The sequence below is a fragment of the Micrococcales bacterium genome, assembly GCA_016703125.1.
GTDB lineage: Bacteria > Actinomycetota > Actinomycetes > S36-B12 > UBA10799 > JADKAV01.
In genome coordinates this window covers 172679-185231 of sequence record JADJCR010000002.1, presented here as the reverse complement: position 1 = coordinate 185231, position 12553 = coordinate 172679, and the positions used below count along the sequence as shown (strand labels likewise).

Genomic DNA, 12553 nt, shown 5'->3' with positions numbered 1-12553 from the left:
ACCATGAAGATCCTGGTCGGGGTGATCCCGGATTCGTCCGCGTCCGACGCGATGGTCCTGGCGGGCGTCCTGCAGGCGGCGTTCGGCGGTGAGGTGGTGCTCGCGAACATCTTCGCCGCGCCCAGCGACCAGTCCGGGAAGCGCAAGGTGGACGCCGAATGGGTCGAGTACCTGCGCACGGACGCCGTCGAGGTGGTCGCAGACGCGGCTGCTGAAGCGCCGCGCCGGGGCCTGACGGATTTCGGCACCGCGGTGCACGGCCATCGCGCCAGTGGCGTCGGGCTGGAGGAGCTGGCCCACGACCTGCACGCGGACCTGATCGTGATCGGCAGCGCGCCGGGGGCGTCCAACGGACGGTTCCTGATCGGTTCGACCGCCGACCAGCTCCTGCACGGCAGTCACATCCCGGTGGCGCTGGCGCCGGCCGGCTACCGGCGGGTCAGCCCGGAGCGGCTGCAGCGGCTGGTGGTCGCTTTCCAGGACACCCCGGAGAGCCACGCTGCCTTGGAATGGGCCGCCGAACACGCCGGCGACCGGCAACTGACGGCGCTGACGGTGCTCGTCCGGCACCGGGTGATGGGCAGCACGCAGGCGTTCAACGGCGAGGCACTCGTGGCCCGGCAGGTGGAGGACGACGCCCGCACCGCGCTGGACTCGGCGCTGCGGGCGCTGGGGACCTCGGCGGACGCCGCGATCAGCATTGGCGACGACTCCCTGGCCGCCGTGCGCCGCTTCGACTGGAACGGCGATGAACTGTTCGTGCTGGCCTCCGGCGGCAGCATCCTGCGCCGGGTGTTCCTCGGGGACATGACCTACAAACTCGTGCGCGCCTCCCCGGTGCCTGTGGTCGTACTGCCGCGCCACACCTGAGTCCGGCCCTAGAGTGGCCGGATGCGAGTCGTGGTCTCCGGCGCAGCCGGTTTCATCGGTGACGAGGTGGTGCGCGCGCTGCGCGGCGCCGGTCACGAAGTGCGGGGCCTGGACCTGGCAGGCGCGGACATCGAGGCCGACGTGGCTGAACCCGGCGCCTGGCAGGACCTCGGCGCCGTCGACGCCGTCATCCACACCGCCGCCATGGTCGGCATGCCGTCGCGGACCGATGCGTTCTGGCGGGTGAACACACTGGGTACCCGCCATGTCCTGGATGCTGCCCGGGACAGCGGCGCCCACCGGTTCGTCCTGCTGTCCAGCGTCACGGTGTTCGGCAACGACTTCCCCGACGGCGTCACCGAGGAGTACCCGACCAGGCCCACCGGGGTGCCGTACGCGGACACGAAGATCGCCGCCGAACACCTGTGCCTCGACGAGCACATCCGCTCCGGGATCGACGTGACCATCGTGCGTCCCGGCGACGTGTACGGTCCGCGCAGCCGGCCGTGGACCCTGCTGCCGGTGCAGATGATCCGCAGCCGCCGGGTCGCCGCGCCGACCACCGGCATGCACAGCCCGGTCTATGTCACGGATGTGGCCGAGGGCATCGTGCGGGCCGCGACCACGGGCCCCGCGGCGGGCCAGATCATCACGCTGTCCGGTGGGGTGGCGGTGCCCACCGGTGAGTACTTCGACCACTACGCGCGCATGCTGGGCCGTTCCTCGGTGCCGCGGTTGCCCCGGTCGGTCATGCTCGCCGCGGCGGGGGCGCAGGCCGGCGTCGCGAACCGCCTGCGGCGCACGATCGAATTGAGTCCGGCGGCCGTGCGGTATCTCGCCGATCGCAAGGGCACGTACTCCATCGCCAAGGCCGACCGACTCCTGGACTGGCGACCCGCGGTGGACCTGCGGGAGGGGATGGCGCGCACGGCGGACTGGCTGCAGGCCGAGGGCTTGCTTGCCTGAGGTTCGGCTACGGTCGACTGCGTGACGAGGCGTACCAGGTGAGCACCGACAACACACTGACCGCCGCACCGGCCCCTGCGCCGGCCCGGCGCTGGCCGCAGTACCGGCTCATGGTGTTCGCGCTGCTGGGTTACCTGGTGGTACGCGGCACCGTGATGTTCTCCGGTTACCTCTACGCCGACGACTTCGCCCTGCGCTACTGGGCCTCGACGTCGTCGCTGACCCCCGAGTACCTCTTCCGCTCCTACTACGGCCATGTGCAGCCCTGGGGACTGCTGGCGCAGTGGGTCCTGCAAGCGGCATGGCCGGGCTCCTGGACCGCGCTCATGGTGTGGTCGGTGCTCATGCAGTTGGCCACGCTCGCGCTGCTGTGGCGCATAGTCCTGCGGCTGACCGGCTCACAGGTGGCCGGGCTGCTGGCGTTCTTGGTGCCCGCCCTGTCGTCGTTCACGTTCGAGGTCGGCGTGTGGTGGTGCATGATCATCGAGAGCGCGCCGTACGGGCTGTTCATGATGGTGTCGCTGTGGGCCCTGGTCCGTGCGCTGGAAGGGCAGCCGGGCCGATGGTGGTTGTGGTCCGGGCTGGCGTTTGCGGCAGCGGTCATGTCGATCAGCAAGGGCACGCTGTTCCTGCTCGCGCTCGTGGCGTTCGCCGCGTATCTGCCGATCGGAGCGTCCCGTCCCCGCGGCCTGCGGGCCACGTTCCGGCTCAAGCCCGCCTTCTGGGTCCTCGTCACCGCGTTCACGATCGGGTACGCCTTGTTCCTGCGCCTGCACGCGCCGATCTCGCGCGACCCTGATTGGAGCCTGCTGCGGGCCCTGCGCTACGGCCGCGACCTCTTCCTGCTGAACATCGTGAACGGCTCGGCCGGCGGGCCCTGGTGGTGGTTCAGCGCGCAGGGCGAGACCTGGAACGGCGTCCTTGTCATCCCACGCTACGCGACGTTCTTGGCTCTCCTGGCGGTCGTGCTGCTCATCGCGGTGGTGGTCATCGTTCGGCGGTACCGGCCGATCCTGACCGGCTATCTGGTGTGCATGATCGCCTACGCGGTGGGGCTGTCCGCGGTGGCGGCGTACGGCCGCGGTGGCGGGCTGGTCGCCTCAGCCGGGTATCGGTACACCTCGGATTTCTGGATCCTGCTGGCGTTCTTCGTGCCGCTGCTGTTCTACCCGGTGATGGGGGAGGCGCAGCCCTGGGGCAGTCGCACCCGCCGGCTGGCCGACCGGCTCGCCGCGCGCGGCATCTCACGGCGCACCGTCGCGCTGCTGGTCGCCGCGGCCTTCACCACCTCTTGCCTGGTGTCCGCGGTGGAACCGAGCCTGCGATGGGTCAACAGCCAGACCAAGGACTACGTGCACACCGCTGGGCGTTCCATGGCGGCGATCCCCGAGAACGCGGAGTTCCTGCCGCAGAAGACGGTGACCGACCTCGTCCACCCCATGCTCATGCTTCCCTTCGCCAGTACTGAGGTGGTCTTCTCCCCGGACCCTGAATTCCGCCCGTTCGTCCAGTACGCCACCGACGGGCTGTTCGGATTCGCCCCCGACGGCGCTGCGGAGCAGCAGTTCGTGCCGGGCATCCTGTCCCAGCCCGAGGGGGTCTGTGGGTACCCCGTCACCTCCCGGCCGGTGGTCGTGCCGATGACCACGGAGGTCCCGCAATGGTCCTTCGTCGCCCAGGTGTCCTACCTCAGTTCCGCGGACACCACCGCGCAGATGACCATCGGGCCGACGACCCATCAGGTTCCGCTGCGGGAGGGGCTGCACACCGTCTTCTTCCAGGTGGAAGGCCCGGTCACGCAGGTCACGCTGCGAGGGACGGACCCGGCGGTCCAGGCGTGTGTCGGTGAGGTGGCGATCGGTCCCCGGCTCGGCCCGGGTACGAAGGAGCCTCTGTACCCGCCCCCGACGTGGCCGGTGCCGTAGGGCTGCGCTGTGGGACGGTGCCCCAGCCGCGAGTTGACCGCGAGGTTGGATGACGCACGCGTGGCTTCTCCAACCTCGTGCACGTCGCAGCCCCCGTGGTGGGGCGTGACTGTGGCACCGTAGGGGCGTGACCCACCCGCAGCAGTTGTCGAGCACGCGGCATGTCGTGCGGATGTGGGTCCCCGGGGTCATGGCCGGGCTGGCCGTGGTGGCGGCGATGATCGCCGTCTACCTGCTGGTGCCCACCCCCAAGGACGACGACCGGCCCTGGTCGGTGCTCATCACCATCGTGGTGGTGCTGCTGGTGTACTCCGCGGCCGCCGTGTGGGCCTTGGTGCGCATCAACCAATCGCCGCACCCCATGCGCACGGGCTTCGTCCTGCTTTCGGTGATGATCACGGCCATGGTCGTGATATTCGCTTTGACCTACTTGTCGCTCAGCGCCAGCGACCCGGGCAACTTCAACGTCCCGCTGACGAAGGTCAGCGCCCTCTACTTCACGATGACCATCCTGGCCACGGTGGGTTTCGGGGACATCGTGGCCACCAGTGAAGCGGGGCAGATCGCGGTCATGCTGCAGATGGTGGTTGGCCTGACGCTGCTGACGGCGCTGGCCCGGGTCATCGTGGCCGCCGCGCGCAGTGCCACGCAACGCAAGATGGGTCACCAGGGGCTGGTGGACTAAGCGGGCCGGCCCTCACCGATGTCGCCGCGGCGGACGGCGTCGGTGATCTCCTGCACCTTGGCCCAGATCACCGCCCGCACCTCCGGGGCGTTCATCTCGCCGATGTGCGTGATTCGGCCCTCGATGTGCCCGTCCAGCGGCAGATCCGGGTAGGCCGCCATGTGGCGTTTGTACTCGGCTGCGGTGGAGATGAGGTAGTTGGTGACGCCCGGGATGTCGATGTGCGCCGCGGTGTAAGGACTCATGAACAACTCATGCGTGCTGTAGATGTTGGTCACCCGGTCGGCGATGACCGGCAGGTCGTCATGGAGTTGCTCCAGGAAGGGCGATCCCTCCGCCATGTCGGACAGCGCCGGCGTGATGTCGCGGGGGGTCCACCGGAAGATCCGCGAGACGCGCTTCGCGCTCAGCGATCCCTGCCAGGGAGCGCCAACGCTGATGACGTGCAGCACCTGGTGCGGATGGTCCACCGCGTAGCGCAGCGATGCTACGGCCCCCTGGGAATGGCCGACGAGCACGACGGGTGAGTCAGGCGCCCGGCCCTGCTTCTCCAGGCCCCGCTGGATGTCCCGGGTGAGGTGCTCCTGGGACTTGTGCATGGGCAGGGTGACGCCGAAGTTGGCCAGGGTGATGAGGAACGCGTTCGGGTGTCGCTCCAGCACGCGTCGCATCATCAGGGTCGCGGCCACGCCTCGGATGGCGGTACCGGCAACGATGGGGACGGCAACCGGCACGGGTTTCCCTCCTCGGAGTAGCGATTACCACACCACCGTAGCCAAGAGTGACCGGGATTTCAGGTGCAGGCAGCGGCGATGTCGGCAGCGATATCCCCGCGCTGGCGGCCCTCCACGTCGATGGTCCAGTCCGCAGCGCGTTGGTAGAGAGGCAGCCGCGCCCGCATCAGCGCCGCGGCCGATGTCCGGGAGTCCAGGGTGGGCCGGCGCGGGTCGCCGGCGACCTTTGCGGCCAGGCGTTCGATGTCCCCGGCCAGGAAGACGACCGTCCCACCGGATTTCAGCAGCTCCGCCTTGCGTTCGCTGTAGCACTCCTCGCCCTGGTCATCGAGATCGACGAGGATGCCGCCCCCGGCGTCGATGATCAGCCCGTCGAGGCGCGACAACTTGCGGACCACTTCGTACTCGGCGTCCCGGAACGCGGGCCAGCCGCGGTGCTCGACGAACTCCGGGATGGGCAGGCCCGACTCGTACTCCACGAGCACGTCGGTGGACATGACCGGCCGCTTGGTCAGGAAGCCGACCCGGCGGGCGATGTTGGTCTTCCCGACCCCCCGCATGCCGATGAGCACGATGTTCACCGCCCCAATGTGCCACGGATCACGGTTTGCCCCGGCCTCTGCCTGGAACAGTGAAGGTATGAGGCATCGTGTAGTGATCATCGGTTCGGGTTTCGGGGGACTGTTCGCGGCCAAGCGGCTCAAGCGGGCCGACGTGGACGTCACCCTCATCTCCCGGGAGTCCCACCACACCTTCCAGCCGTTGCTGTACCAGGTGGCAACCGGGATCCTGTCGCAGGGCGAGATCGCCCCGGCCACCCGCGAGGTCCTGAAGCGGCACAAGGACACCCAGGTCCTGCTCGGCGAGGTGACGGACATCGATCTGACCACGCGCACGGTCGTGTCCTCGGTGGGCTCGCAGCGCACCGTCACCGAGTACGACTCGCTCATCGTCGCCGCCGGTGCGGGTACCGGCTACTTCGGGCACGACGACTTCGAGCCCTTCGCGCCCGGGCTCAAGAGCATCGACGACGCCCTGGAGTTGCGGGCACGGATCTACGGGGCGTTCGAGATGGCCGAGCTGCAGGAGGATCCCGCAGACGCCGCTCGCTGGCTGACGTTCGTGGTGGTCGGTGCCGGCCCCACGGGTGTGGAGCTCGCCGGGCAGATCGTGGAATTGTCCCGCCGCACGATCAAGCGCGACTTCCGGCGCATCGATCCGCGGCAGGCGCGCGTCATTCTCGTCGAGGGTGGCGATGGCGTGCTGTCCGGTTTCGGGTCGAAGCAGTCGGCGAAGGCCCAGGAACAGCTGGAACGCATGGGCATCGACGTGCGGTTGCAGGGGATGGTCGACTCCGTGGACAGCGCCGGGGTACAGGTCACCTACCGCGACGGTCAGGCGGAGCGCATCGACTCGCGGTGCGTCATCTGGGCCGCCGGGGTGCAGGCCTCGCCGCTCGGGGCGCAACTGGCCGAGCAGAGTGGCGCCGGGCTCGACCGGGCCGGCCGGGTGCAGGTGCTGCCGGACCTCACCCTGCCCGGTCACCCCGAGGTCTTCGTGATCGGCGACATGATCGCCCTCGATGACCTGCCCGGCGTGGCGCAGGTGGCCATGCAGGGTGCGAAGTTCAGCGCCGCCAAGATCCGGGCCCGGCTGGAAGACAAGCCCGAGAAGGAGCGCTTCGAGTACTTCGACAAGGGCAGCATGGCGACCATCTCCCGGTTCCGTGCGGTGGCCAACGTCGGGAAGTTGGAACTGCGCGGGTTCCTGGCGTGGATCGCGTGGTTGTTCATCCACATCCTGTACCTCGTGGGCTTCCAGGAGAAGATCTCGACCCTGGGCCACTGGGCCGTGGCGTTCATCGGTCGCAGCCGCGCCGAACGCACCTTCACCCTGGAGCAGTCCCGCGGGGCGCTCACCGAGGAACGCGAGCCGCGGATCCATCGAGCGGCCTAGCCCGGGCCGTCCCGCGGAATCAGTGGGCCGGCGTTGGATGGCGTTCGGGTAGATGGTTGACGCTTAGGCGGCGACGGACCTCAACCAACTGCACGAGCCCCACCCAACTGCACGAGCCCCACCGAACACGCCCGACCAGGCGGACACTCGAGGCTCACCCTTGCCGGATGTCGGCGATCCCCCGGCGGGCGAGTTCGTCGGCGCGTTCGTTCTCAGGGTGGCCGTTGTGGCCCTTGACCCATTCCCACGTCACGGTGTGCCGGGAGACGGCCTCATCGAGCCGCTGCCAGAGATCCACGTTCTTCACCGGCTGTTTGGACGCGGTCTGCCAGTTGCGGCGTTTCCAGTTGGGCAGCCACTCGGTGATGCCTTTCAGGACGTACGTCGAGTCCGTGGTGATGACCACCTCCGCGGGCCGGGTCAGCGATTCCAGTGCACTGATCGCCGCCATCAGCTCCATGCGGTTGTTGGTGGTCTCGGACTCGCCGCCGAACAACTCCTTCTCGTGGTCGTTCCAGCGCAGAACCACGCCCCATCCGCCGGGGCCGGGATTGCCCGAACACGCCCCATCGGTGAAAGCGTGCACACTCACCCGAGGACCTTGAGGACCACATCGATGCCGTGGTCGAGGTCCTCGCGGGAGATGGTCAGGGGCGGTGCCAGGCGCAGGGTCGTGGAGTGCGTGTCCTTGACGATGACCCCGGCGTCCAGTGCCGCCTCACAGCGCGGGCGCACCGGCGCGTACTGCTCGTGCACCTCGACGCCTGCCCACAGGCCCTTGCCGCGCACCTCGCGTACCGTCGGCGGCGCCTCGTCGCGCAGGCGCTGCAGCATGTGGGCGCCGAGCTCGGCACTGCGCTGCTGGTACTCCCCGGTCGCCAGCAGCGCGATCACTTCGCGCGCGATGGCCAGGGCCAGCGGGTTCCCGCCGAACGTGGATCCGTGCTCACCGGGTCGCAGGACCCCGAGGACGTCGTCGCGGGACACCACTGCGGAGATCGGGAGTATCCCCCCACCAAGGGCCTTGCCCAGCAGCAGCACGTCCGGGACGACCCCTTCGGCGTCGCAGGCCAGGGTATGGCCGGTGCGGCCGAGGCCTGATTGGATCTCGTCGGCGATGAACAAGACGTCGGCGTCGCGGCAGGCCGCGGCCGCCGCCGGCAGGTACCCCTCGGGCGGCACGATGATCCCCGCCTCCCCCTGGATCGGCTCGACGAGGAAGGCCACGACGTTCGGGTTCGCCAAGGCGACCCGCAGCGCGTCGATGTCCCCGAAGCCGATGACCTGGAAGCCCGGGGTGTACGGGCCGAAGTCGTTGCGGGCCACGGGGTCGTCGCTGAAGGAGATGATCGTGGTCGTCCGGCCGTGGAAGTTCTGGTGTGCCACGAGGATCACCGCCTCCCCGTCGGGCACCCCCTTGCGGCGGTAGCCCCATGCCCGTGCGGTCTTGATGGCCGATTCCACCGCTTCTGCCCCGGAGTTCATGGGCAGCGCCCGGTCCATCCCCACGAGATCGGTGAGCTCGGCGCAGAACGGCCCGAGTTGATCGGAATGGATGGCTCTTGACGTCAATGTCAGCCGGTCCAGTTGCCGGTGCGCGACCTCCAGCAGTCGCGGATGGCCGTGTCCGAAGTTCAGGGCCGAGTAGGCGCTGAGGAAGTCCAGATAACGGCGGCCCTCGACGTCGGTGACCCACGCGCCGTTCCCCTGTGCGACGACCACCGGAAGGGGGTGGTAGTTGTGGGCTCCGGAGCGTTCCTCAAGTGCGATGTACGACGCGCTGTCCATGGCCCCACCGTACCTCTGAACCCATCGATCGGTGGTCTCCTGATAGGGTGGGGGGGTATCTGCAACCCTGTTCTCGGAGGATCGTCCATGTGCAGTCCTGCTGTCTGCCAGACCTGTAAGAAGGCCACGTACTCCGGTTGCGGCAGTCATGTCGAGCAGATCCTCGGCCACCTGCCAGCCGACCAGCGTTGCGCCCTGCCAGCCGAAGCCGCGGGGTGGCTGGTTCCGCTTCTAGTCAGGCGCTGAGCACCCGGCGGTACGCCTCGGCGTACCGCCGGGCCATCACGTCCACGGTGAACTCGCGCGCGACCGTCTCGCGGGCGGCTGCCCCATCTGCGCACGCGCGGCATCGTCAGCAAGCAGCGACCCCACGGCCTGCGTGAGCCCGGCCACGTCGCCGGCGTCGACGAGCAGGCCGGTGCGCCCGTCCTCGATGACGTCGGCCGCCGCGCCGACCCGGGTGGCGACCACCGGAACCCCCGCGGCCATGGCCTCCAGGATCGTCATCGGCATGCCCTCCCGGTAGGAGGGCTGGACCAGCACGTCGAGGCTGGCGTACACACCTGGCATGTCGTCACGGAATCCGAGCAGGCGCACGTTGGGGCCCGCTCGCTGCTCGAGTTCGGAACGCAGCGGGCCGTCACCGACGAGAGCGAATGTGGCCTCCGGCGTGGCTGCGGCAACGGCCAGGAAGTCCTCGGGCGCCTTCTCCGGTGCCAGCCGCGCCACCATCCCGACCAGTGGGTGCGGAAGGTCCAGCGTCGCAGCGGCAGTGTGCGCACCCCGCGGATCCACGCCGTTCGGGATGGTCGTGGCGCCGGCGATCCCGTACTCCGCGCGCAGGCTGTCGCGGGCCTCGTCGGACACCGCATAGACCGCGTCGACGCGCTGCAGGACGGGTTTGTCGAAACGGTTCTGCGGTCCGGTGTCGAAGCGGTGGTTCGTGGCCACGATGGGCACCCCGCGACGGGTGGCGAGGAAGCCGTAGAGGTTGGCCTTGTACCCGTGGGCGTGGACCAGATCGATGCCCTGGTCGCGGATGTCGCGCCGCAGGCGGCGGACTGCGGAGAGGTCGAAACGGCCGCCGCAGCGCAACAGTCGCACGGGCACCCCGGCGGCGGTGGCGTACTCGGCCACATCCACATTGCGGCTGTGGGCGTTGTCGAACACCTCGAGCACCGGTTGCACGTCGTGGGCCGGTAGTGCCTCACACAACCCCACCACCATCTTCTCGGCGCCGTAGACGCCGCTGCTGGAGATGAGATGCAGGACCCGCACCGCTCCAGCCTATGGGTAGCCTGCAGGCGTGAGCGGCGTGCGGAACGTGGCCCGGGAGGCGGCTCGGCGCGTGTACGACCGATGGCGACGGGCGCCGCTGCGCGAGGAAGTCCTGCTCGAGGCCTACGAGGGCACCTCGGTGGGGTGCAATCCGGGGGCCATCGCCGAGCACGTGCTGAACCACACCGACCTTCCGCTGATCTGGGCCCTGCGGGACCCGGTGCCGTTCGACCAACCCCGGATCCGGTCGGTCCGGTACCGCTCCGCGGGGTACTACCGCGCCCTGGCCACGACCAAGTACCTGGTGAACAACGTGACATTCCCGCCGCTGTTCGACAAGCGCGACGAGCAGGTCTACCTGAACACCTGGCACGGCACGCCCCTCAAGCGCATGGGCCGCGACGTCGGCTCGCCGTACAGCCTGATCGCCAACACCGTGGCCAACTTCGAGGTCGCCGACCTGCTGCTGTCCAGCGGCGAGTACATGACGAGCACGATGTATGCGGGCGCCTACGGGGTCGCCACCGACCACGTGCTGGAGATCGGATCGCCACGAGTTGACATGCAGTTCCCGCCCGACCACGAGCCCGATCTGGTGCTGTACGCGCCCACCTGGCAGGAGGCGTCGTACACGCAGGCTGTGAACGACCTCGACGAGGTCGCCGCCAGGATGAACGCCATCGCGGCAGCGGTCCCGTCGGGTCTGCGCCCGGTGCTACGGGTGCACGGGAAACTCGCTCTGCGGGCCGCCCGCGACCCCCGGCTGCAACCGTTCCTGATCCCGCCGGAGGTGACCACCAATGTGGTGTTGCGCCGGTGCCGGACACTCATCACGGATTTCTCCAGCGTCGCGTTCGACTTCCTGGCCACCGGTTCGCAGGTGCTGTTCTTCACACCGGTCGACTACCCGCGGGGCGTTTACCTCGCCGAGGACCAGTGGCCCGGGCCCCGCACGGCGGACCTGGCCACCCTGCAGTCATGGTTGTCCGGTGGCCCACCGCCGGCGCCGTTGCCGCTGACGGATGCCCGGGCGCGCTACTGCCCGCACGAGGACGGCCTCGCCACGGCACGCGCGGTCGCGGCGATGCTCGACCGCTGAGGCGCCTCAGGGTTTGCGCGGCACTTCCTCGCGGCGCCCGGTCGTGCACGCATTAGGTTGGGCCCATGGCAGGAGGACCGCTGCGCATCGCTGTGGATCGCGGACGCTCCGTGCTCGGTGGCCGGACCGCTCTGCGCGCCTGGCAGCGGCGGGGGGTCGCCCGCCCTGAGCACAGCCGCATCTTCGTCTACTTCGGCTCCGGCGAGCAGTACCTGTACCAGATCCGGGACTGGCTGGCCCCGCTTGCCGCGGTGGCCGAGCAAGCCCCTGTCGCGCTGCTCGTACGAGATCCGCGGGTCGCGGTGGCGCTGAGCTCGATGACCCCGCTGCCTGTGCTGCTGGCCCGGTGGCTGGCTGATCTCGACGACCTCATGAACACGTACCTGCCCGACGTTGTCCTCTACGTCAACCAGAACGTCTCCAACTTCGATCTGCTGGCCTACGCCCGTCCGCAGCACGTCTTCCTCAGTCACGGGGAGAGTGACAAGGTCTACATGGTCTCCAACCAGGCCAAGGCCTACGACGTCACATTCGTGGCGGGGCAGGCGGCGGTCGACCGGTATCGCGCGGCGCTGCACGACTTCGACACGGACACGAAGTTGCGGGTCATCGGCAGGCCCCAGTTGCACGTCCCCGAGCCGCCGCCCGACGACCTTCCGGAGACCGACCGCCCCCGCACGGTTGTGTACGCGCCGACCACGGAGGGCAGTGCCTCGCCGATGGAGTACGGCTCGCTGGCCAGCCATGGAGTGGCGATGGTGCAGGCCCTCCTGGCAGAAGGTTCCTGCCGGATCATCTTCCGCCCGCACCCACAGGCGGGGCGCCGGCTGTCGTCGCACGCCGCCGCGGCCCGGCGGATCGCCGAACTGCTGGCCCAGGCCCCCGGCGGGCACTACGTGGACTCCACGCCGCGTTTCGGGTGGCAGCGCGACGTCGGCGACGCCCTGCTCTGCGACATCTCGGCGGTGGCCGTCGACTGGTTGCCCACCGGCAAGCCGCTGGTGGTCACCAAACCCGTGCAACCGCTGGCGCCGATCCTCTCCGGCGGCATGCTGGCGTCCCTGCCCCTGCTGTCGGTGGAGTCGGCCGACGAGGTGGTCGCCGCCCTGGACGCGGCGGCCACCCCCGTGGCGCGAGCGCGCCTGGGCGAATGGTCGGACTACTACTTCGCCCCGGGCGACGTGCACACCTTCGTGGCCGCGGTCCTGGACCTCGCCGGAGTTGACGCCGGCGACCGGGCGGCGGAATAGTC

The 12553-nt window shown here is 69.3% G+C and carries 12 protein-coding genes; 7 read left to right on the top strand and 5 right to left on the bottom strand.

Going from position 1 to position 12553, the window contains the following annotated elements:
* The first annotated feature begins 3 nt into the window (after window positions 1–3).
* From IPG68_02530 to IPG68_02515, 4 genes are all read left to right on the top strand, one after another.
* Window positions 4–870 carry a universal stress protein gene (locus tag IPG68_02530; protein ID MBK6762211.1) on the top strand — a complete coding sequence of 289 codons (867 nt, stop codon included), beginning with the start codon at window positions 4–6 and terminating at the stop codon, window positions 868–870.
* 21 nt (window positions 871–891) lie between these two features.
* Window positions 892–1836, top strand: coding sequence for an NAD(P)-dependent oxidoreductase (locus tag IPG68_02525; protein MBK6762210.1), 945 nt, complete (start codon window positions 892–894; stop codon window positions 1834–1836).
* Window positions 1837–1874: 38 nt separating this feature from the next.
* Window positions 1875–3761 (top strand): glycosyltransferase family 39 protein, encoded by a 1887-nt coding sequence (locus IPG68_02520; protein ID MBK6762209.1) that lies wholly within the window; start codon window positions 1875–1877, stop codon window positions 3759–3761.
* A gap of 127 nt (window positions 3762–3888) precedes the next feature.
* Window positions 3889–4446, top strand: coding sequence for a two pore domain potassium channel family protein (locus tag IPG68_02515; GenBank protein ID MBK6762208.1), 558 nt, complete (start codon window positions 3889–3891; stop codon window positions 4444–4446).
* On the opposite strand, the gene IPG68_02510 is transcribed toward IPG68_02515, so the two are convergent.
* Both IPG68_02510 and IPG68_02505 read right to left on the bottom strand, forming a co-directional pair.
* A complete protein-coding gene (locus tag IPG68_02510) occupies window positions 4443–5108 on the bottom strand; it encodes an alpha/beta hydrolase (GenBank protein MBK6762207.1) in 666 nt (221 codons plus the stop codon). The two genes, IPG68_02515 and IPG68_02510, sit on opposite strands and share 4 nt — an antisense overlap.
* Window positions 5109–5239: 131 nt before the next feature.
* On the bottom strand, window positions 5240–5761 hold the full coding sequence (locus IPG68_02505) for a shikimate kinase (protein ID MBK6762206.1): 522 nt from the start codon (window positions 5759–5761) through the stop codon (window positions 5240–5242).
* Between the two features lie 58 nt (window positions 5762–5819).
* On the opposite strand from IPG68_02505, the gene IPG68_02500 reads away from it, so the two are divergent.
* Window positions 5820–7136, top strand: a complete 1317-nt coding sequence (locus tag IPG68_02500; protein MBK6762205.1) for an NAD(P)/FAD-dependent oxidoreductase — start codon at window positions 5820–5822, stop codon at window positions 7134–7136.
* Between the two features lie 154 nt (window positions 7137–7290).
* Here IPG68_02500 and rnhA read toward each other — a convergent pair whose 3' ends face one another.
* The 3 genes from rnhA to IPG68_02485 all read right to left on the bottom strand — a co-directional run bounded on the left by rnhA (window position 7291) and on the right by IPG68_02485 (window position 10202).
* Window positions 7291–7728: a ribonuclease HI gene (gene rnhA / locus IPG68_02495; GenBank protein MBK6762204.1), complete on the bottom strand. Its 438-nt coding sequence runs from the start codon at window positions 7726–7728 to the stop codon at window positions 7291–7293.
* Window positions 7725–8924 (bottom strand): ornithine--oxo-acid transaminase, encoded by a 1200-nt coding sequence (gene rocD, locus IPG68_02490; protein MBK6762203.1) that lies wholly within the window; start codon window positions 8922–8924, stop codon window positions 7725–7727. The genes rnhA and rocD overlap by 4 nt, the downstream gene beginning before the upstream one ends.
* Window positions 8925–9206: 282 nt before the next feature.
* Entirely contained in the window at window positions 9207–10202 is a 996-nt protein-coding gene (locus IPG68_02485) for a glycosyltransferase (GenBank protein MBK6762202.1), read from the bottom strand.
* Between the two features lie 28 nt (window positions 10203–10230).
* Here IPG68_02485 and IPG68_02480 point away from each other — a divergent pair, with 28 nt between their 5' ends.
* Window positions 10231–11301 (top strand): CDP-glycerol glycerophosphotransferase family protein, encoded by a 1071-nt coding sequence (locus tag IPG68_02480; protein ID MBK6762201.1) that lies wholly within the window; start codon window positions 10231–10233, stop codon window positions 11299–11301.
* Between the two features lie 65 nt (window positions 11302–11366).
* The gene (locus tag IPG68_02475) at window positions 11367–12551 is read left to right on the top strand and encodes a CDP-glycerol--glycerophosphate glycerophosphotransferase (GenBank protein MBK6762200.1); all 1185 of its coding nucleotides are present in this window, start codon (window positions 11367–11369) and stop codon (window positions 12549–12551) included.
* The last annotated feature ends 2 nt before the right edge of the window (window positions 12552–12553 follow it).

What these genes read in the sequence shown, in the direction of transcription:
- IPG68_02530 (MBK6762211.1), top strand. Translation starts at nt 4, where the DNA reads ATGAAGATCCTGGTCGGGGTGATCCCGGATTCGTCCGCGTCCGACGCG.
- IPG68_02525 (MBK6762210.1), top strand. Translation starts at nt 892, where the DNA reads ATGCGAGTCGTGGTCTCCGGCGCAGCCGGTTTCATCGGTGACGAGGTG.
- IPG68_02500 (MBK6762205.1), top strand. Translation starts at nt 5,820, where the DNA reads ATGAGGCATCGTGTAGTGATCATCGGTTCGGGTTTCGGGGGACTGTTC.
- rocD (MBK6762203.1), bottom strand. Translation starts at nt 8,924, where the DNA reads ATGGACAGCGCGTCGTACATCGCACTTGAGGAACGCTCCGGAGCCCAC.
- IPG68_02475 (MBK6762200.1), top strand. Translation starts at nt 11,367, where the DNA reads ATGGCAGGAGGACCGCTGCGCATCGCTGTGGATCGCGGACGCTCCGTG.